18 protein-coding genes are annotated in these 19,035 nt (G+C 73.0%); 15 read left to right on the top strand and 3 right to left on the bottom strand.

The genetic code is table 11. The features are described 5' to 3' along the window. The first annotated feature begins 34 nt into the window (after window positions 1–34). Genes JOD95_RS03410 through holA form a run of 3 tightly spaced genes read left to right on the top strand, consistent with a single transcriptional unit; the run spans window position 35 to window position 4,301 of the window. On the top strand, window positions 35–787 hold the full coding sequence (locus tag JOD95_RS03410; RefSeq protein ID WP_209683039.1) for a ComEA family DNA-binding protein: 753 nt from the start codon (window positions 35–37) through the stop codon (window positions 785–787). Between the two features lie 3 nt (window positions 788–790). Next, a complete protein-coding gene (locus tag JOD95_RS16605; RefSeq protein WP_209683036.1) occupies window positions 791–3,418 on the top strand; it encodes a ComEC/Rec2 family competence protein in 2,628 nt (875 codons plus the stop codon). Further along, window positions 3,327–4,301, top strand: a complete 975-nt coding sequence (holA, locus tag JOD95_RS16170) for a DNA polymerase III subunit delta (RefSeq protein ID WP_235426614.1) — start codon at window positions 3,327–3,329, stop codon at window positions 4,299–4,301. Before JOD95_RS16605 ends, holA begins: the two co-directional genes overlap by 92 nt. A 539-nt stretch (window positions 4,302–4,840) precedes the next feature. Here holA and rpsT read toward each other — a convergent pair. Further along, window positions 4,841–5,101, bottom strand: coding sequence for a 30S ribosomal protein S20 (rpsT, locus tag JOD95_RS03400; RefSeq protein ID WP_066653830.1), 261 nt, complete (start codon window positions 5,099–5,101; stop codon window positions 4,841–4,843). Window positions 5,102–5,317: 216 nt separating this feature from the next. Between rpsT and JOD95_RS03395 the strand changes: the two genes are divergently transcribed. The 7 genes from JOD95_RS03395 (at window position 5,318) to JOD95_RS03365 (ending at window position 13,009) form a co-directional block, all read left to right on the top strand. Then, window positions 5,318–6,484 (top strand): aminotransferase class I/II-fold pyridoxal phosphate-dependent enzyme, encoded by a 1,167-nt coding sequence (locus tag JOD95_RS03395; protein WP_209683034.1) that lies wholly within the window; start codon window positions 5,318–5,320, stop codon window positions 6,482–6,484. 157 nt (window positions 6,485–6,641) lie between these two features. Then, a complete protein-coding gene (gene lepA / locus JOD95_RS03390; protein WP_066653837.1) occupies window positions 6,642–8,489 on the top strand; it encodes a translation elongation factor 4 in 1,848 nt (615 codons plus the stop codon). 338 nt (window positions 8,490–8,827) lie between these two features. Then, the gene (locus JOD95_RS03385; RefSeq protein WP_144411281.1) at window positions 8,828–9,451 is read left to right on the top strand and encodes a hypothetical protein; all 624 of its coding nucleotides are present in this window, start codon (window positions 8,828–8,830) and stop codon (window positions 9,449–9,451) included. Window positions 9,452–9,461: 10 nt separating this feature from the next. After that, complete coding sequence (locus JOD95_RS03380; RefSeq protein WP_209683031.1) at window positions 9,462–10,085, top strand: hypothetical protein; 624 nt, start codon at window positions 9,462–9,464, stop codon at window positions 10,083–10,085. Further along, window positions 10,082–11,020, top strand: a complete 939-nt coding sequence (locus JOD95_RS03375) for a S26 family signal peptidase (protein WP_209683028.1) — start codon at window positions 10,082–10,084, stop codon at window positions 11,018–11,020. The genes JOD95_RS03380 and JOD95_RS03375 overlap by 4 nt, the downstream gene beginning before the upstream one ends. Further along, the gene (locus JOD95_RS03370; protein WP_209683026.1) at window positions 11,017–12,324 is read left to right on the top strand and encodes a family 16 glycoside hydrolase; all 1,308 of its coding nucleotides are present in this window, start codon (window positions 11,017–11,019) and stop codon (window positions 12,322–12,324) included. Before JOD95_RS03375 ends, JOD95_RS03370 begins: the two co-directional genes overlap by 4 nt. 37 nt (window positions 12,325–12,361) lie before the next feature. After that, a complete protein-coding gene (locus tag JOD95_RS03365; RefSeq protein WP_066653852.1) occupies window positions 12,362–13,009 on the top strand; it encodes a DUF1990 family protein in 648 nt (215 codons plus the stop codon). Window positions 13,010–13,082: 73 nt separating this feature from the next. Here the strand turns inward: JOD95_RS03365 and JOD95_RS03360 are convergent, their stop codons facing one another. Further along, the gene (locus JOD95_RS03360) at window positions 13,083–13,775 is read right to left on the bottom strand and encodes an HAD family hydrolase (RefSeq protein ID WP_066653854.1); all 693 of its coding nucleotides are present in this window, start codon (window positions 13,773–13,775) and stop codon (window positions 13,083–13,085) included. Between the two features lie 28 nt (window positions 13,776–13,803). Between JOD95_RS03360 and hemW the strand changes: the two genes are divergently transcribed. Beyond that, complete coding sequence (gene hemW / locus JOD95_RS03355; RefSeq protein WP_066658103.1) at window positions 13,804–15,039, top strand: radical SAM family heme chaperone HemW; 1,236 nt, start codon at window positions 13,804–13,806, stop codon at window positions 15,037–15,039. Window positions 15,040–15,061: 22 nt separating this feature from the next. On the opposite strand, the gene JOD95_RS03350 is transcribed toward hemW, so the two are convergent. Beyond that, entirely contained in the window at window positions 15,062–15,505 is a 444-nt protein-coding gene (locus JOD95_RS03350; protein WP_235426567.1) for a DUF4870 domain-containing protein, read from the bottom strand. A gap of 108 nt (window positions 15,506–15,613) precedes the next feature. On the opposite strand from JOD95_RS03350, the gene hrcA reads away from it, so the two are divergent. The 4 genes from hrcA to JOD95_RS03330 all read left to right on the top strand — a co-directional run bounded on the left by hrcA (window position 15,614) and on the right by JOD95_RS03330 (window position 18,995). Then, complete coding sequence (gene hrcA / locus JOD95_RS03345; protein WP_209683023.1) at window positions 15,614–16,636, top strand: heat-inducible transcriptional repressor HrcA; 1,023 nt, start codon at window positions 15,614–15,616, stop codon at window positions 16,634–16,636. A gap of 111 nt (window positions 16,637–16,747) precedes the next feature. Next, a complete protein-coding gene (gene dnaJ, locus JOD95_RS03340) occupies window positions 16,748–17,860 on the top strand; it encodes a molecular chaperone DnaJ (RefSeq protein WP_066653858.1) in 1,113 nt (370 codons plus the stop codon). Then, window positions 17,860–18,606 carry a 16S rRNA (uracil(1498)-N(3))-methyltransferase gene (locus JOD95_RS03335; protein WP_066653860.1) on the top strand — a complete coding sequence of 249 codons (747 nt, stop codon included), beginning with the start codon at window positions 17,860–17,862 and terminating at the stop codon, window positions 18,604–18,606. Before dnaJ ends, JOD95_RS03335 begins: the two co-directional genes overlap by 1 nt. Window positions 18,607–18,638: 32 nt before the next feature. Continuing rightward, window positions 18,639–18,995 carry a histidine triad nucleotide-binding protein gene (locus tag JOD95_RS03330; RefSeq protein WP_209683020.1) on the top strand — a complete coding sequence of 119 codons (357 nt, stop codon included), beginning with the start codon at window positions 18,639–18,641 and terminating at the stop codon, window positions 18,993–18,995. The last annotated feature ends 40 nt before the right edge of the window (window positions 18,996–19,035 follow it).

Here is a 19,035-nt window from a genome sequence, read left to right as displayed (position 1 = left end):
CGTCGTCCCCGTGGTGGGACCTACCGTGCCGGGCATGACTGCTTCGTCTCCTGGAGGACCCGGTGCCGACGGGTCGTGGGCGTCCCGGTTCGCGCTCTCGCCCCGGGCGGCCGTGGTGCTGGCCGCCGTGGTGGTCGGGCTCGCGCTCGTGGTGGTCGCGATCGGGACCCTCGGGACGCGATCGACGGCCGGGGTGACGGTGACGAGCGCGCCCTCGACGGCGCCCGGCCGACCGGATCCGGGTCCGAGCACGGACGCCACGGGCGGCGCTCCCGGGTCCGGATCGCGCTCGGGATCGGCGAGTGCCGCGGCGGTCACCGTGTACGTGCTCGGCGCGGTGGTCCGGGCCGGGGTCGTCGAGGTCCCCGCCGGGACCCGCGTGGACGGCGCGCTGCAGCGAGCGGGGGGAGCCACGGCCGACGCCGACCTCGCCCGGCTCAACCTCGCCCGTCCGGTGGTGGACGGAGAACGCCTGTACGTGCCGCGGGTCGGGGAGACCGAGGTGCCCGAGGCGCTCCGGCCGGACGCGCCGGGTGCCGGGGGCGGGAGTGCCGCCGTCGGGGGTGGTGCCGGCGGCGCGGACGACACGGGCGCGGCCGTCGTCGACCTCAACACCGCCGACCAGCCGACACTCGAGACCCTGCCCGGCATCGGCCCGGCACTGGCGGCCCGCATCCTGGCGTGGCGCGAGGAGCACGGCGGGTTCACGTCGGTGGACGACCTGCTCGAGGTCAGCGGCATCGGCGACACCCGCCTCGCCGAGCTGCGGGACCGGGTCCGGGTCTGAGCCGTGGACGTGCAGCCGAGCCTCGTCGACCTGCGCTTGGCGGGACCGGTGGCCGTCGCGTGGGTCGAGGCGGCGCTGCTCGTCGGGGCGCCGGGGCTCGCGTGGTGGTGCGCGACGGCCGCGGCGACCGCCGGCACCGTGGTCGTCCTGGCGCTCGTGGTGCGGGGCCGGCGCGGGCGTGCAGCGCTGTCCGGCGGTCGCGGTGGTCTGCTGGGCGGCGTGCCGGGTGGCGTGCCGGGTGGCGTGCTCGTCGCGGCAGCGTGCTGCCTGCTCGTCGCGGTGGCGGTCGGGGTGGGCGCGGCGGCGCGGTCGCCGCAGGCGCTCGCCGACCGTGCCGGACGGACCGTGGCCGTCGAGGTCGTGCTGACCCGGGACCTCGCCGCCTCCGACCGGTCGACCACGGGCACGCTGCGGTCGATCGGTGACGTGGGCGGGCTCGAGGTCCCCGTGCGCGTGGTCCCGGCCGGGCGTCTCCGTGCGTCGGCCGGAGCGGTGCTGCACGCCCGGGCGACGGTGCAGACCGACGACGGCGGCGCACCGACCGCGGCGGTGGTGTTCCTGCGCGGACGTCCGACGAGCCTGCCGCCGACCGGTCTGCTGGCAGCGTCGGAGCGCGTGCGGCAGGCCTTCGTGGCGGTGACGCGCGACCTGCCCGAACCCGGCGGCGCGCTGCTGCGCGGGCTGGCGATCGGGGATCGCAGCGGACTCGACCCGGCGACGGAGTCCGCGATGGAGGCGACCGCGCTGACCCACCTCACGGCGGTCTCCGGCTCGAACTGCGCCGTCGTCGTCGCGCTCGTCGTGGCCGGGTGCCGGGCGCTCGGGCTCCCTCGGGTCCTCCGGGCGGCCGCGGCCGTCGGGTTCCTGGTGGCCTTCGTGGTGCTCGTGCGACCGGACCCGTCGATCGTGCGTGCCGCGGTGATGGCGGTGGTGGTCCTGGCGGTCCGGCTGTCGGGCCGCCCGCTCCGCGGGGTGCCGCTCCTGGCGCTCACCGTCCTCGGCATGCTCGTGGTGGACCCCTGGTACGCCCGGGCGCCCGCGTTCGCGCTGTCGGTCCTGGCCACCGGTGGCATCATCGTGCTGGCACCGCGCCTGACCGCCCTGCTCGCGCGGCGGTGGTGGCAGCCCGTCGCCGCGGCGGTCGCGATCCCCGTCGCCGCACAGCTCGCCTGCTGGCCCGTGACGGTCGTGCTCGCCCCGACCCTCCCGACCTACGCGGTCCCGGCGAACCTGCTGACGGAGCCCCTCGCGCCCGTCGTCACCGTCGGCGGGCTCGCCGCGTGCGTGCTCGCTCCCGTCTGGCCCTGGGGCGCCGCGGTCGTCGCGCACGTGGCCTGGGCTCCCGCGGCGGTCATCGGTGCCGTCGCGCACGGGGCGGCCGCACTGCCGGCGGCGACGCTCGACTGGCCCGCCGGACCGGTCGGAGCCGCGACGGCGGGGCTGGTCAGCCTGGCGGTCGCCGGTGCCGTCCTCGTGGATCCTCCGCGACGGACGTGGGCGCTGGTCGCGGCGGGGACCGTCGTCGCGATCGGGCTCGGACTCGTGGCCGTCCCGCGGCTCGTGGTGCGCTCGACCGTGCCGGGGGACTGGTCGGTGGTGGCGTGCGACGTCGGGCAGGGTGACGCCGTCCTGGTGCGCGACGGCGCCGGTCCGGTCGCCCTCGTCGACACCGGGGACGACGAGGAACTGCTGCTGCGGTGCCTCGACCTGGTCGGTGTCGACCGGGTCGACCTGCTCGTGCTGACCCACTTCGACCGTGACCACGTCGGCGCGGTCGGGGCGGTGGCGGACCGGGTGGCGAGGGCGCTCGTCGGTCCCGTCGGACGGCCCGAGGACGAGCGGATCGTCGGGACGCTCGAGCGGGCCGGGGCCGAGGTCCGGACCGCGGACGACGGCACGTCGGGCACCCTCGGCGCGTTGCGCTGGCGGGTGGTGTGGCCGCGCGCGGGATCGTCAGCATCGGGCAACGACGCGAGTGTCGTCCTCGAGACCACCGCCGACGGACCCTGCCCGACCTGTGCGTCCGGGGTGTTCCTCGGCGACCTCGGGGAACAGGCCCAGCGCCGGCTCCGACCGTTGGTCGAGGCGCACCCGGACGTCGTCAAGGTCGCCCACCACGGATCGGCCGACCAGGACCCGGCGTTGTACCGACAGCTCGCGGCGCCGATCGGACTCATCGGCGTCGGCGCCGACAACACCTACGGGCACCCGACGGCGTCGGCGCTCGACGCCCTCCGCGCCGCGGGGACGACCGCGTTCCGCACCGACGAGCAGGGCACCGTCGTGGTCTCGCGATCGGCCGACGGGTCGTTGCAGGTCTGGACCGAGCGGACGGCGCCGACGCCGGAGGCACCCTCGACGGCTCCACGGGCGTCGGTCCTGACGGCGCCGGCCACGACGACGGGGGTCCGTCCGGCGGGAGGTCCGTCTGTGGCGGCCCGTAGGATCGGAACAGGCCCCGACCAGCTCGCTCCGGAGCCGACGGAAGGAACGCATGCCCGCCAAGAAGCCCACGCGCGCCGCCGCGAAGATCGACCAGGTGCCGTGGTCCGGCGTCCGGCCGGCGCCCGTCGTGCTCGTCACCGGTCCCGAGCAGTTCCTGGCGGAGCGGGCGAGCAGCGTCCTCCGTGACCTGCTCGTCGGCGAGGATCCGGCGCTCGAGGTGCACGACCTCGAGGCAGACCAGTACGCCCCCGGCCTCCTGGCGACGCTCGCGAGCCCGTCGCTCTTCGGCGAACCGCGGCTCGTGCGGGTGACGAACGTCGAGAAGTGCACCGACGCCTTCATCACCGAGACGATCTCCTACCTGCAGGCGCCCGCTGACGACGTCACGCTGGTCCTGCGACACGGTGGGGGCATGCGCGGCAAGAAGCTGCTCGACACCATCCGCAGCGGGGTCGGCGGCGGCGTCGAGGTCCAGTGCGACGAGCTCAAGCGCGACACCGACAAGATCGACTTCGTCAACGCCGAGTTCCGGGCCGCCCGGCGGAAGATCGCGCCCTCGGCGGTCCGCACGCTCGTCGCGGCGTTCTCCGACGACCTCGCGGAGCTCGCGGCGGCGTGTCGGCAGCTGCTGGCCGACGAGGCCGAGGAGATCACGGACCGCACCGTCGACAAGTACTACGGCGGTCGCGTCGAGACCAACGCGTTCAAGGTCGCGGACATCGCGCTCGCGGGACGCTCGGCCCCGGCGATCGTTGAACTGCGGCACGCCCTCGCGACCGGGGAGGCCCCGGTGCCGATCGTCGCGGCGTTCGCGAGCAAGATCCGCACGATGGCCAAGGTCAGCGCCTTCCGCGGGCCGAGCGGCCAGGCGGCATCCGCACTCGGCATGGCGCCGTGGCAGGTGCAGCGCGCGCAGCGCGACGTCGCCGGGTGGAGCGAAGCCGGGTTGGCGAACGCGATCACGAGCATCGCGGCGGCGGACACGGCGGTGAAGGGCGGCTCGCGCGACGCGCACTACGCGCTCGAGGTCATGGTCCGCACCATCGCCCGTCGCGGCGAGGAGCGCTGAGGCGGGACGCGCCTGCAGGCCGCACGTGGACGCCGAGCCGCGGCCGCCAAGCCCGTGCCCGCCCGTGCCCGTGCGGTGCCCGTGCCCGCTCGTGCCGGTGCGGTGCCCGCGCACGTGCCCGCTCGTTCTCGCACGGGACGAACCACGGATCCGACATCGAACCAGCACCATCGGCTGGTTCGATGTCGGATCCGTGGTTCGATCCGCACGGGATACCGCGCGCGGCGACGAGGCTGCGGCACAACGAGAAGCACCTCGCGCCACGGATCTCTGTGGCGCGAGGTGCTTCCGGTTGTTCTCGAGCGAGTCGCGCCGCGGCCGACCACGCGCTGCCGCAGCGGCGCCGCCGCCGCCACGAGCGCGCCGTCGCAGCGGCCGACCAGGCGCTGCCGCAGCGGTGCCGCCGCCGCCACGAGCGCGGCGCCGCAGCCGCCGCGCCGCCACGAGCGCGCCGCGCCGCCACGCCCCGCCCGGACACGCCCCGCAACGACGAGAGCCCCGCACCATCGGTGCGGGGCTCTCGTGCAGGTGTCAGACGCTCAGAGCGCGGAGACCTTCTTGGCGATGGCCGACTTGCGGTTCGCCGCCTGGTTCTTGTGGATGACGCCCTTGCTCACGGCCTTGTCGAGCTTCTTCGCCGCGAGGGCCAGGGCCGCGACGGCCTTGTCCTTGTCGCCGGCGACGACGGCCTCGTTCGTGTGGCGGATGACCGTCTTGAGCTCCGAGCGGTAGGCCTTGTTGCGCTCCTGGGCCTTGAGGTTGGTCTTGATGCGCTTCATCTGCGACTTGATGTTCGCCATGCGTGTTGCTCCTTGTTCGTCTGCTACGGGTGGTCGCGACGTCGGGTAGAGGGGCCCTCTGTCGCATCGCGTTCCACCCGTGGGCGGGGAACGCGGAAGCCAGCCACCAACCCTACCAGCAGACCCGCGGACCGCCAAAGCCCCGACGCGCCGTGCTCCGTGCCAGGGCCGCACGGCGGAAACGCCCCCGCAACACGGACGGGCTACCGTGACGAGGTGCCATCCCTCGCTCCACGCATCGACTCCGTCCCCGCCTCCGGCATCCGTCGCGTCTACGAGCAGGCGGCCCTGCTGCGAGCCGACGACACCGACGTCGCGATGCTCGTGATCGGTGAGCCCGACGTCCCGGTCGCGCCGCACATCGGCGAGGCCGCGCGCCGCGCGTGGACCGAGGACCGCACGGACTACACGCCGAACGGCGGCATCGCACCGCTCCGTGCGGCGATCCGCGACAAGCTCCGTCGCGAGAACCGCATCGAGGTCGACGTCGAGCAGGTCTGGACGACGATCGGCGCGACCCAGGCGCTGTTCCAGGCGATGACCCTCGTGCTGAGCCCCGGGGACGAGGTCCTGGTGCCCGACCCCGGCTACACGACCTTCACGATGAACGCGCACATCATCGGTGCCACCCCCGTGCCGTACCGGCTCGAGCCGCAGCACGACTTCGAACCCGACCTCGCGGCACTCGAGGCGAGCGTCACCGAGCACACCCGTGCGATCGTGGTGAACTCGCCGTCGAACCCGCTCGGCTCGGTGTTCGGCGAGGACACCCTGCGCGCGCTCCTGGCCCTGGCGAAGCGGCACGACCTGTGGGTGATCAGCGACGAGGTCTACGAGTACTTCACCCACGGCACGCGTCACGTGAGCATCGCGGCCCTCGACGACGACGACCGGGTCTTCACCGCCTTCTCGCTGAGCAAGACGTACGCGATGACCGGTGTCCGGGTCGGCTACCTGGTGACGCCGAAGGGCATGGGGCCCACGATGCGCACGACGCAGGAGGCGATGATCAGCTGCGTCGCGGAGCCGGACCAGTGGGCGGCGCTGGCGGCGATCGTGGGCGACCACCAGGCGGTGCAGGACGCACGCGAGCACTACCGAGCGAACCTCGCCGTCGCGAAGGAGGTCCTCGACACAGCGGGCATCCGCTACCTCGACCCGCGCGGCGCCTTCTACCTGTGGATCGACGTCTCGCACGCGTCGCAGGGCGACGTCGCTGAGTGGGCGCTGGCGTTCCTGCACCGCGAGCACGTCGCGGTCGCCCCGGGCAGCGCCTTCGGTCGGTCCGGTGAGGGGTGGATCCGGGTCTGCCTGGCCGCGACCGTCGACGACCTCCGTCGCGGCCTGGGAGCGCTGCCGGCGCCCGCCAGCGTGACCGTCTGACGGACGGGAGGCCCGTGACGGGCACGACCACGCGCCTCCGGTCCGTCCTGCACACCGTCCAGGGCCCCGGCGCGCCTCCACAGGTCGGCCTGCGGTGCGCGCTGCCCGTGTGCAACCGTGGGACAATCGTTCGACCGCACCGACCCCCTGAGGAACCGTGAGCCCACAAGCATCCGCGCCGCTCGAGCCCGCCGCGACCCCGGCCGAGGCGATCCGCAACTTCTGCATCATCGCGCACATCGACCACGGCAAGTCCACGCTGGCCGACCGCATGCTGCAGATCACCGGCATCGTCGAGGAGCGGGCGATGCGTGCGCAGTACCTCGACCGCATGGACATCGAGCGCGAGCGCGGCATCACGATCAAGTCGCAGGCCGTCCGCATGCCGTGGGAGCTCGACGGACAGACCTTCGCCCTGAACATGATCGACACCCCCGGGCACGTCGACTTCTCGTACGAGGTCTCGCGCTCGCTCGCGGCGTGCGAGGGCGCGATCCTGCTCGTCGATGCGGCGCAGGGCATCGAGGCCCAGACGCTCGCCAACCTGTACCTGGCGCTCGAGAACGACCTCGAGATCATCCCGGTCCTCAACAAGATCGACCTGCCGGCGGCCGACCCCGACAAGTACGCCGCCGAGCTCGCGCAGCTCATCGGTGGCAAGCCGGAGGACGTCCTCCGCGTCTCGGGCAAGACCGGTGTCGGTGTCGCCGAGCTCCTCGACCGCGTGGTCCGGACCGTGCCGGCGCCGGTCGGCGACGTCGAGGCGGCCCCCCGCGCGATGATCTTCGACTCGGTCTACGACAGCTACCGCGGCGTGGTGACGTACGTCCGGATGATCGACGGCACGATCCACCCGCGCGAGAAGGTCCAGATGATGTCGACCCGGTCGACGCACGAGATCCTCGAGATCGGTGTGTCGTCGCCCGAGCCGAAGCCGACGAAGGGACTGTCGGTCGGCGAGGTCGGCTACCTGATCACCGGTGTGAAGGACGTCCGGCAGTCGAAGGTCGGTGACACGGTCACGACGGCGCAGAAGCCGGCGACCGAGGCACTGCCCGGGTACACGGACCCGAAGCCGATGGTGTTCTCGGGGCTGTACCCGATCGACGGTTCCGACTACCCGGACCTGCGCGAGGCGCTCGACAAGCTCAAGCTGTCGGACGCGGCCCTCGTGTACGAGCCCGAGACCTCGGTGGCGCTCGGCTTCGGCTTCCGCTGCGGCTTCCTCGGCCTGCTGCACCTCGAGATCATCACCGAGCGCCTGTCGCGGGAGTTCGGCCTCGACCTCATCACGACGGCCCCGAGCGTGATCTACGAGGTCACGAACGAGGACACGACCGTGACCGAGGTCACGAACCCCTCCGAGTTCCCGGGCGGTCGCATCGTCGAGGTCCGCGAGCCGATGGTCCGCGCGGCGATCCTCGCGCCGAAGGACTACGTCGGCGCGATCATGGAGCTCTGCCAGTCGCGACGCGGGTCCCTGCTCGGTATGGAGTACCTGGGCGAGGACCGCGTCGAGATCCGGTACGAGATGCCCCTCGGCGAGATCGTGTTCGACTTCTTCGACCAGCTGAAGAGCAAGACGCAGGGCTACGCCTCGCTCGACTACGAGCCGACCGGCGACCAGGCCGCTGACCTCGTCAAGGTCGACATCCTGCTGCAGGGCGAGCAGGTCGACGCGTTCAGCGCGATCGTCCACCGCGACAAGGCGTACGCGTACGGCACGCTGATGACCGAGCGTCTCCGCAAGCTCATCCCGCGGCAGCAGTTCGAAGTGCCGATCCAGGCCGCGATCGGTGCGCGGATCATCGCCCGCGAGAGCATCCGTGCGATGCGCAAGGACGTTCTGGCGAAGTGCTACGGCGGTGACATCACCCGCAAGCGCAAGCTCCTCGAGAAGCAGAAGGAGGGCAAGAAGCGCATGAAGATGGTGGGTCGCGTCGAGGTCCCGCAGGAAGCCTTCATCGCAGCGCTCTCGGGCGACGTCGAAGAGAAGAAGAAGTAGCCGCAGCGAGCACGAGCAGCACGACGGAGCCCCGCCACGAGCGGGGCTCCGTCGTTCCCGGATCCGCTCGTCCCGGTTCGCGAAGCGGACGAGATCGGGGCGCAGTCCGCCGGGGGTTCGGGGGCGGCCGGCCTGGTCCTCCGCGGATGCGGTGGGTGGACCGGGCAGTCTGCCCGCACTCTGGGGGACCGGGCAGGTCACCCGATCTGTACGGTCGCATCTGTACCGAGGGCGACTGAAGACCCCTCAGTTCAGGGTGGACCCGGCCGCCCGGACCGTGCGTGCTCCTGCGCCACGGCGCTCGAGGACCCGGGGTGCACACGGAGGTGCGAACCACGATGTCCCGTCACGCAACGACCGTCCCCCGCGCACGGCGCCGACGGTCCGAACTCGTCCTGGTCGCCGCCGGCGTCGCTGCTGCGGTGGTGCTCGCCATGAGCTTCAGCGGCACGCTGTCGGTCTTCACGCAGGCCTTCCTGCACGGCACCAACACGGTCGCGACCTCGACCATCCAGATCGTGGAGACGACGGCGGACGGTTCGCCGGGTGCGTGCACGACCGCGGCCGACGGCACGGCGAGCTGCACCGACCCGGACCTCTACGGCGGCCAGTCCCTGCGACCAGGGGGCCGGTCGGAACCCCAGACGATCTTCTTCGAGAACACCGGGACGGCGACGCCCACCGGCTTCCGGCTGACCGGCGGACCGTGCGCGACCACGCCCGAGAGCGGGTCGGACCTGTGCCGCCAGCTCGTCGTGAAGATGACCTGGCGCGGCGCCGACGTGCTGCCCGCGTCCACGACGCCCGCGTACCTCGCGGCGAACGCGATCACGCTGCCCTACCCACCCGCCGCAGGCGAGCGCTACCCGCTGGCCGTGCAGGTCTCGCTCCCGGACGGGGCGACCGCGCCGACGTCGGGTGTGACCCTCTCACAGGCCCTCACGTTCACGTTCTCGGCCTGACGGTGCCGTCGTGGGAAGGCACTCGACGATCGTCCCGCGGGCTTCGGTGCGCACGGGCTGGCTCCTCACGGCGGCGGGACTCGTCGCCTCGGTCGCCCTCGCACTGACGGCGACCGGCACGACGTCGGCGTACACGGCGTCGATCTCGAACACCACGAACACCGCCAACACCGTCTCGATCGAGATGACGCAGGGCCCTGACGCCTCGACCGTGGCGTGCAGGAGCACCGCCACGGCCACCACGACCTGCTCGACCGACCTCTACGCGGGCAAGGACCTCCGGCCGGGGGACACGACGCGCGGCACCTCCACGGTGATCAGGAACACCGGAGGGGTCGCCGCGTCCGCCTTCTCGCTCACCCCCGGCACCTGCATCGGCACCGTCTCGACGTCGAACAGCATCTGCTCCTGGTTGCGCGTCACCGTGACGTGGACGACGCCGACGGGGACCACGACCGTGGTCTCGGGGGAGAGCGCCGCGGCGGTCGGCGGGCGGACCTTCCCCGTCAGCCCGGCGCCTGCGGCCGGTCAGGGCGGTACCGCCGTCGTGTCGGTCGCCCTCGACCCGGCGGCTCCGAACGACTCGCAGGCGCAGAGCATGAGCCAGTCGCTCGTGTGGACGTTCACCGCATGACGGTGGCGGAGACCGGGGACGCGATCGGCGTCCCCGCGACTGGTCGCCGGCGTGCTCCCGGCCGCGCGGTGCGGGTGCGGCTCGTCGCCACCGCCGCCGTCGTCCTGCTCGTGCTGCTCGGTGTCGGGGCCGCGACGGCCGCGGGCGTCCGGACGTTCGACGTCCGGACGCCGTCGATGGGCCGCACGGCACCCGTCGGCTCGCTCGTCGTCACCCTGCCGCCCGGACCGGACCGGCTGGCCGTCGGCGACGTCATCACCTTCGTCCCACCGGTCGCCGAGGGCGGGGGGACGGCGCCTCGACTGCCCTACACGCACCGCATCAGCGCGGTGGAGGACGGCGCGTTCACCACCAAGGGCGACGCGAACGGTGCTGCCGACGGCTGGACCGTCAGCCGCGCTGACGTGGTCGGCAGGGTCGTCGCAGTCCTGCCCGGTGCGGGGTGGGCGCTCCGCATGCTGCCGTGGTCCGTCGGCGGGGTCGGTCTCGTCTGGCTCCTGACCGGGCTCCTCGGCGCGGGCGCTCCGCGGACCGCCGCTCGCCTGCTCGGCTCGGCCGCGGTGCTGGCCGGCGTGGTGACGGTCTTCCGACCGTTCGCCGCCCTCGTCGTGACCGGCGTCGACCCGGGGACGCGGCCGGTGGCACACGTGGTCTCGACCGGTCTGCTGCCGATCCGGGTGGTCGGACCGTCCGGTGCGTCCGACCGGCTCGTCAGCGGTGCCGTCGGTCAGGTGCCCCTGCCTCCGGGGTCGGACGGCGCGGTCGCGCTCGCCGCTCGACTCGACCTCTCCCCGCTCGGTTGGGCGGTGCTCGCCCTGCTCTGCGCCGCACCCCTCGTCGTCGGGGCCCTCCTGGCCCGGTCGCAGAGCCTCCGTGTCCCCGATCCCGGGCAGACGGAGGACCCTGCGACGGACCTCCCGGCGGTGTCGTCGTGAGTGCCAGGACGGCGGGCGTGCTCACCGGGGCGCTCGTCGTGGCGCTCACCGTGGCGACCGGTGTCACCACGACGGCCGATCCCACCCTCGCCGCGTACACGGCGGCGTCGTCGAACCGGAGCACCGCGAGCACGGTCGGTGACTACGCCCTGACGGGCCTGCCGTTCCGTGACTCCTTCGCCGGAGGGCAGGGGGCGTGGAGGACCTACGGCGGCTCCTGGACGACCCGGACGCAGTTCGGCTACGGCACGTTCACCGAGACGGCAGGCTCCTCCGACGGGCCCAAGGCCGTCACGGGTGACCCGTCGTGGACGGACTACACGATGCAGGCGGACGTCCAGGTGAACAGCGGGACGAACGCCGGGCTCCTGGTCCGCGTCACGGATCCCGCTCCGGGTGCCGATGCGTTCACGGGGTACTCGATCGGTCTGGACCGGACGGACAACACGCTGTCGATCAGCCGGACGAAGCACGGTGCGACGAACCGACTGGCGTCCGCGACGATCCCCGGCAGGCTCGCGAACGGACAGTTCTACCACGTGGTCGTGCAGGCCGCCGGGTGCGGCATCACCGCCTGGTCGACCACCGTCGGCGCGAACGACTGGACGCGGGCGAGCGTCTCGGAGTCGTCGGCCGACTGCCTGACGTCGGGCGCGATCGGGCTGCGCGGCAACGGCAGCGCAGCCGGCTACCGCTTCGTGACGGCCACAGCGGGTGCCCTCGCACCCTCGCTCGCGGCGGACCCCTACAACTCGACCCTCGCCACGGGCCGGTTCGAGGACGGAGCGCCCGCGCGGGTGTTCGGGGGCACGTGGGCGATCGACCAGCAGGAGGAACGGATCCGCAGCACGGCCTACGCGAACACCGGGGACAAGCAGGTCCTGAACCGGGTCTGGGGCGACATGACCCTGACGGGCGACGTGCGCCTGATGCGCACCCCGAGGTCGGGCAGCGACGCGGGTCTCGTCGTCCGGGTGAACGACCCGTCCACGGGGATCGACTCGATGCGCGCCTACTCCGTCGGCATCACCGCGACCGGGATGACCATCGGCGAGCACCGGTCGCCCGGGTTCGTCGGGTCGTTCGTGTCCTTCGGTCGGACGGTGCAGGCCGAGGAGTGGTGGCACCTCACCGTCGAGGCGGTCGGCTGCACGATCACGGCCACCGCGTCACCGGCCGACGGCGGGACACCCGTCCAGGGTCGCGTGTCCTTCGGTGCCTGCTCGTCGACGAGCGGCGCGGTCGGGATCCGCGAGCAGGGCACCGAGGCCGAGTGGCGGAACCTCGCCGTCACGCCACGCTGACACAGGTCGGGCCGAGCGGCCCCGGTACGATGGCTCCATGAGTTCCCGCGGCAGCTACCGGACCGCCCTGACCTACGGTGCCGTCGGTGCCACGCAGGCGGCGGACCTCATGACCTACCCGCCGGAGGGCTTCACCCCGGCGGAGTCGCGGGCGCGCATCGGCCACGGCGACGCCCGGTTCGAGACCGCGGTGACGCAGGCGTTGACCTGGCAGATCCAGGAGCGCAGCGGCATCCGGGTGCAGGTCGAGGACCATCCCGACGACGACGAGGTCCGCTACAACCCGGTGACGTTCGACGAGCACGGTGTCCCGATCGCACCGGCCTCGATCGGCACGCCCCGGGTGGAGAAGTTCGCCGCCGACGGCACCCCGCTGCTGACGGCGGGCACCACGGCGACGCTCGAGATGCACGCGTTCGGGCAGACCGTGCACGCGCCGGTCCGCGTCGTGTCGATCATCGACGAGACCGACCGCAAGGGCTTCGCCTACGGCACGCTCGAGGGGCACCCGCTGTCCGGCGAGGAGTCCTTCGTGGTCGAGCGCACGAGCGACGGTTCGGTGTGGCTGCAGGTCCGCCAGTTCTCGCAGCCGTCGAGCCGGAAGTGGGCGTTCGTGGCGCCGCTGCTCCGTCGACAGCAGCGGGTCATGGCAGCGAAGTACCTCAGCGCACTGCGCGGCGACTGACCGGTCGACACGAGGCGTCCGACCGCGTGCTCGGTACGGCGCACCGACCGACCGCCACCGCCGCCGCCGCCGCTCAGCGCAGCGGCGGCAGCGCGGCGATCGCCTCCTCGAGCAGTCGGGCGTCCTGCACGCAGTCCCGCGCGACGCACACCGCGCTCGTCCCACGCAGGGCGTCGACCTCGTAGACCCCGGTCGCGACCGCGACGAACGGGATCCCCACCGCGTCGGCCGCCTCGCCGTCCCGCGGGGTGTCGCCGACGATGACGGCTCGCTCCCCGGACAGGGCGGCGGCGGCGCGTGCGGTGACGCCGGTGCGCTCGACTTCCGCGTCCCCGAAGTACGAGTGCTCCCAGTCGAAGGCGCCGAGGTCGAAGCCCGCCCCGCCGAGCTTCACGCGGGCCCGGTGCTCGGAGTTGCCGGTCAGCAGGCCGTTCCGCCAGCCGAGTCCGGCGAACCGGCGGACGAGCGCGGCGGCTCCGGGGGCGGGGGAGCGGCGTTCGCCCCGGCCGTAGCGCTCGTCGGTCAGGTCGCGCAGGTGCCGGCTGACCGTGGGGATGAGCGCGTCGTCGAGGTCGTGTGCCCGGACGTGGTCCGCGATGAGCCCGGCGTCGGTCCGGCCGTGCTGGTGTCCGACCTTCAGCACGAGGTCGCGGCCGACCGCGCGCTCGACGGCCAGGTGGTACAGGTTGCCGGGCGACGCCGCGTTCAGCACGAGGGTGCCGTCGATGTCCCACAGCACCGTGGTGGGGACGGTGTGGTGCTCCATGGCTCCATCATGGCCGAGAATGGAGTCCATGCCGAGTGCGCTCCCGATCGCCGATCCCGCTCCCGCGGACGGCCTGCTCACCCCTGGCCCCGGCGCCGGCGACGTCCCCTTCGGCGTCTACGTCCACGTGCCGTTCTGCCGGGTGCGGTGCGGCTACTGCGACTTCAACACCTACACTGCGTCCGAGCTGCGCGGGGTGCGCCGTGACGACTACGCCGGCCACGCGGTGCAGGAGATCCGGTGGGCGGCCGAGGTCCTCGACCGCTCCGGGGTGCCGCGACGCCCGGTCTCGACGGTGTTCTTCGGCGGTGGCACGCCGACGATGCTGCCGGCGGACGACCTGGTGATGATCCTCCGGGCGATCGACGACACGTGGGGCATCCTGCCGGGTGCGGAGGTCACCACCGAGGCGAATCCGGACTCCGTGGACGCGGACGCGATCGCGACCCTGCAGCGCGGCGGGTTCACCCGGATGAGCTACGGCATGCAGTCGGCCGTCCCGCACGTCCTCGCGACGCTCGACCGGACCCACGACCCCGAGCGGGTTCCGGTCGTGGTGGACCTCGCGAAGCAGCAGGGCCTCGACGTCAGCCTCGACCTCATCTACTCGACCCCGGGGGAGTCGCTCGACGACTGGCGCACCTCGCTCGAGGCCGCGCTGGCCTGCGCGCCCGACCACGTGTCGGCGTACTCGCTCATCGTCGAGGACGGCACGGCGATGGGGCGCATGGTGGCCCGCGGCGACCTGCCGGCCCCGGACGACGACCTCGCCGCCGACATGTACGAGCTCGCCGACCGGACCCTGGCCGACGCCGGGTACTCCTGGTACGAGGTCTCGAACTGGGCGCGCACCGACGAGGCCGGTGGTCCGGAGCGCCACGCGAGCCGGCACAACCTGTCCTACTGGAAGGGCCACGACTGGTGGGGCGTCGGCCCGGGTGCGCACTCCGCGGTCGCCGGCACCCGCTGGTGGAACGTGAAGCACCCGGCCGCGTACGCGAACCGGGTGCTGGCCGGCGAGTCGCCCGCGGCGGGGCGCGAGACGCTCGACGCGGACACCCGGTACGTCGAACGGGTGCTGCTCGCCGCGCGCGTCCGCGGCGAGCTCACCACCGCGGAGCTCGGCCGGGAGGCACGTGGCCGGGTCGCCGGTCTCATCGCGCGTGGCCTCGTGGACGGCACGGCCGCGGTGCGGGGACGCATCGAGCTCACCCTGCAGGGCCGGCTGCTCGCGGACGCGGTCGTCCGCGAGCTGCTCGACTGACGCGCCGGCGGTCGCTCGCGCGCTACTGCTTGATGAACTCGATGGTGAGCGGGTAGCGGTAGAAGTCACCGCGGTTCGCCGCGAGGGCGGCCATGATCGCGAAGACGATCACGATCACGTACAGGATCGGCAGCAGCACGAGTCCGATGACGACGAACGCCAACAGGCTGCACACGAACCCGGCGATCGCCATCGTGATGTGGAAGTTCAGTGCCTGACGGGTGTGCTCCTTCACGAACTGCCCGCGGTCGCGCAGCACCAGGTAGGCGATGATCGGCACGACCAGGCTGAAGAAGATGCCGCCGACGTGCGTCAGCGTCGCCCAGAGTCGCTGGTCCTCCGGCGACATCGGCTGGGGCGGCGTGAAGCCGGCCGGGTACTGCGGTCCCTGCGGGTTCTGGGGTCCGCCCTGCTGCTGGCCGTAGCGGCCGTCCTGCGGGCCGCCCGGTTGCTGTCCGTAGCTCATGCCGTGAGCGTACCGGCGTGGGCCCCGGCGGTCCCGGTCGGTCGGCGGTCGGGCGTAGGATCAGCAGTCGACACGTCCGAGTGCCAGCATCGAACGGAAGGGGTCCGGATGGTCAGCGAACGCTCCCTCGAGGTCCTCAAGGCGATCGTGCGGGACTACGTCGCCTCGCGCGAGCCCGTCGGCTCGAAGACGATCGTCGAGCGTCACGCCTTCGGGGTCAGCGCCGCGACGATCCGCAACGACATGGCGCAGCTCGAGGACGAACAGCTGATCGTGGCGCCGCACACCTCGTCGGGGCGGGTGCCGACCGACAAGGGGTACCGACTCTTCGTCGACCACCTGGCCGCAGCCCGGCCGCTGTCGAGCGCGCAGCGCCACGCCATCGAGACCTTCCTCGGCACGCCGAACGACCTCGACGAGGTCCTCGGTCGCACGGTCCGCCTGCTCAGCCAGCTCACCAACCAGGTCGCGCTGGTGCAGTACCCGTCGATGGTGCGCGCACGCGTGCAGCACGTCGAGCTCGTCCGGCTCGGTGACACCCGCCTGATGGTCGTGCTCATCACCGACACCGCCCGGGTCGAGCAGCGCGTGGTCGAGACGGACGTCCCCCTCGACGAGGGGTCGCTCACCGAGCTCCGCACCGTCGTGAACGGGGCGAGCGTCGGGCTCCTGCTGCAGGACGTCCCGCGTGCCCTGCGCGAGGTGCCGCAGCAGCTCCGTCCGGACGCGCAGACCCTCGGCGGCGTCGTCGTCGCGACGCTCATCGAGCAGGTCGCGGCGAACCGGCAGGACCGCCTGGTCATGGCCGGCGCGGCGAACCTGGCGAAGAGCGAACGCGACTTCTCCGGCGGACTGTTCTCCGTGCTCGAGGCGATCGAGGAGCAGGTGACCCTGCTCCGCCTGTTCGGCGAGATGCAGGTGGACGACGTGGCCGTCGCCGCGAGCATCGGCGTCGAGAACGCCGAGTACGGCCTCGACGCGACGAGCATCGTCGCCGGTGGCTACCTCGCCGGCGGCGGAGCGGTCGCCCGACTCGGGGTCCTCGGCCCCACCCGCATGGACTACGGCACGAACATGGCCGCCGTCCGTGCGGTCGCACGGTACCTGTCCAAGCTGCTGGGCGAACATTGACCGGACCCTGCGCCCGACGCGCGGTGTCCAGCGGACCGGCTCCGCGCCTCCAGACCGGACCGCGGCGACCGCCGCGACCCACCGACCGAACCGAAACCGACTGAGGGAACCGTGGCAGACCACTACGACGTCCTCGGCGTCCAGCCGGACGCCTCCGATGCCGACATCAAGAAGGCCTACCGACGGCTGGCGCGCGAGCTCCACCCGGACGTCAACCCGAGCCCGGACGCGGCCGAGCGCTTCAAGGACGTGACGCACGCGTACGACGTGCTGAGCGACCCGGAGCAGCGCCGACGCTACGACGCCGGCCCGCAGGAGAGCCCCTTCGGCGGCGGTGCCGCCGGTGGCTTCAGCGACATCTTCGACGCCTTCTTCGGCGGGGGTGGCGGCGGCGGACGCGGCAACGGTCCGCGCAGCCGTGCCGAGCGCGGGCAGGACGCCCTGCTGCGCATCGAGGTCGACCTCGACGAGGTCGTCTTCGGCACCCACAAGGACGTCGAGGTCGACACGGCCGTCGTCTGCGACACGTGCCACGGCTCGTGCTGCGCGCCGGGGACCAGCCCCCGCACCTGCGACATCTGCGGTGGCTCCGGGCACATCCAGCGCCAGGTCCGCTCGCTCCTCGGCAACGTCGTGACCAGCGCGCCCTGCGGGACGTGCCGCGGCTACGGCACCGTCATCCCGAGTCCCTGCCCGACGTGCCAGGGCCAGGGGCGCGTCCGTGCCCGCCGGACCATCCCCGTCGACGTCCCCGCCGGCGTCGAGACCGGGCTGCGCCTGCAGATGCCGGGCCAGGGCGAGGTCGGACCCGCGGGCGGCCCGTCCGGCGACCTGTACCTCGAGGTCAAGGTGCGCCACCACGACGTCTACAGCCGCGACGGCGACGACCTGCTCGCGACGCTCGAGGTCCAGATGACCGATGCGATCCTCGGCGCGCACACGACGATCGACGGGCTCGACGGGCCGGTCGAGCTCGAGATCCGTCCGGGCGTGCAGAGCGCCGACGTCCTGGTCATCAAGGACCGCGGCGTGACGAAGCTGCGCGGCACCGGCCGGGGCGACCTCCGCGTCGGCGTGCAGGTCGTGACCCCGACCAAGCTCTCGCACAAGGAGCGTGGGCTCGTCGAGCAGCTCGCGAAGACGCACAAGGCACCGGGACCGCAGCTCGCACGCTTCCAGCAGGGCATGTTCGGCAAGCTCCGCGACCGCTTCTTCAACTTCTGATGGCATCGCTCTACCTCGTCGGTCCGGGGACCCTCGACGGCCTCGGCGCCGGTGACGCGGTGTCGCTCGACGGCGCGGAGGGCCGACACGCCGTCTCGGTCGCGCGGGTCCGCGTCGGCGAGACGCTGCGCCTCTCCGACGGCCGGGGCACGGTCGTCACGGGCGCGGTCGCGTCGACCGGCAAGGACACGCTGACCCTGACGGTCGCCGACGTCGACGTCGAGGCGGAACCGCGTCCGGCGCTGGTGCTCGTGCAGGCGCTCGCGAAGGGCGGGCGTGACGAGATGGCGGTGCAGGCAGCCACCGAGATCGGCGTCGACCGCATCGTCCCCTGGGCGGCAGCGCGCAGCGTGTCGCGGTGGGACGGCGCGAAGGTCGAGAAGGGACGCGCCCGGTGGGCGGCGATCGCGCAGGAGGCCGCGAAGCAGGCGGTCCGGTCGCGCGTCCCGACGGTGGACGCACCGGTGACGACGGCGCAGCTGGCCGCGGTCGGCCGGGAGGCGCGGCGTGCGCTGGTCGTGCTGGACCCGGTCGGCGCGGTGCGGCTCTCGGCGTGGGAGCCGCCGGCCGACGTCGACGAGATCGTCCTGGTCGTCGGACCCGAGGGCGGGATCGACGGTCCCGAGTTCGACCGGCTCGAGGCCGCCGGCGCCGTCCGCGTGCGGCTCGGGGACACCGTGCTCCGCACCTCGACCGCCGGACCGTCCGCCCTGGCCGTCCTGCAGACCATGCTCGGGCGCTGGTAGCGGCGTCGGAGGCGGGTCCTACGATGGTCTCCATGAGCAGCAGCGAGCCGAGCATCTTCTCGAGGATCGTCGCGCGCGAGGTCCCCGCGACCATCGTGGCCGAGGACGACCGGGTGATCGCGTTCGAGGACATCGCCCCGAAGGCACCCGTCCACGTGCTCGTGGTGCCCAAGACCGAGGAGTACCGCGACGTCACCGAGCTCGCCGCCGGTGACCCCGAGCTGCTGGCGCACGTCGTCGCGACCGCCCGCCGCATCGCGGACGAGCGGGACGGCGGCCAGTTCCGTCTCGTCTTCAACACCGGCGAAGCCGCCGGTCAGACCGTGTTCCACGTGCACGCGCACGTCCTCGCAGGTGATCTGCACGAAGGGAATCTCCTTGCCGGTTGACGACTCCGTCCACCCCGCGTCCGACGCGCCCGCACCGGAC

Source organism: Curtobacterium sp. 1310 (assembly GCF_017834105.1).
GTDB lineage: Bacteria > Actinomycetota > Actinomycetes > Actinomycetales > Microbacteriaceae > Curtobacterium.
The sequence above is the reverse complement of the archived record's forward strand: the minus strand, read 5'-3'. Positions and strand labels throughout refer to the sequence as shown.

What these genes read in the sequence shown, in the direction of transcription:
- JOD95_RS03360 (WP_066653854.1), bottom strand. Translation starts at nt 13,775, where the DNA reads ATGGAGCACCACACCGTCCCCACCACGGTGCTGTGGGACATCGACGGC.
- JOD95_RS03335 (WP_066653860.1), top strand. Translation starts at nt 17,860, where the DNA reads ATGGCATCGCTCTACCTCGTCGGTCCGGGGACCCTCGACGGCCTCGGC.
- JOD95_RS03330 (WP_209683020.1), top strand. Translation starts at nt 18,639, where the DNA reads ATGAGCAGCAGCGAGCCGAGCATCTTCTCGAGGATCGTCGCGCGCGAG.
- JOD95_RS03375 (WP_209683028.1), top strand. Translation starts at nt 10,082, where the DNA reads ATGACGGTGGCGGAGACCGGGGACGCGATCGGCGTCCCCGCGACTGGT.
- JOD95_RS03365 (WP_066653852.1), top strand. Translation starts at nt 12,362, where the DNA reads ATGAGTTCCCGCGGCAGCTACCGGACCGCCCTGACCTACGGTGCCGTC.
- hemW (WP_066658103.1), top strand. Translation starts at nt 13,804, where the DNA reads ATGCCGAGTGCGCTCCCGATCGCCGATCCCGCTCCCGCGGACGGCCTG.
- rpsT (WP_066653830.1), bottom strand. Translation starts at nt 5,101, where the DNA reads ATGGCGAACATCAAGTCGCAGATGAAGCGCATCAAGACCAACCTCAAG.
- hrcA (WP_209683023.1), top strand. Translation starts at nt 15,614, where the DNA reads ATGGTCAGCGAACGCTCCCTCGAGGTCCTCAAGGCGATCGTGCGGGAC.
- JOD95_RS03385 (WP_144411281.1), top strand. Translation starts at nt 8,828, where the DNA reads ATGTCCCGTCACGCAACGACCGTCCCCCGCGCACGGCGCCGACGGTCC.
- JOD95_RS03410 (WP_209683039.1), top strand. Translation starts at nt 35, where the DNA reads ATGACTGCTTCGTCTCCTGGAGGACCCGGTGCCGACGGGTCGTGGGCG.
- JOD95_RS03350 (WP_235426567.1), bottom strand. Translation starts at nt 15,505, where the DNA reads ATGAGCTACGGACAGCAACCGGGCGGCCCGCAGGACGGCCGCTACGGC.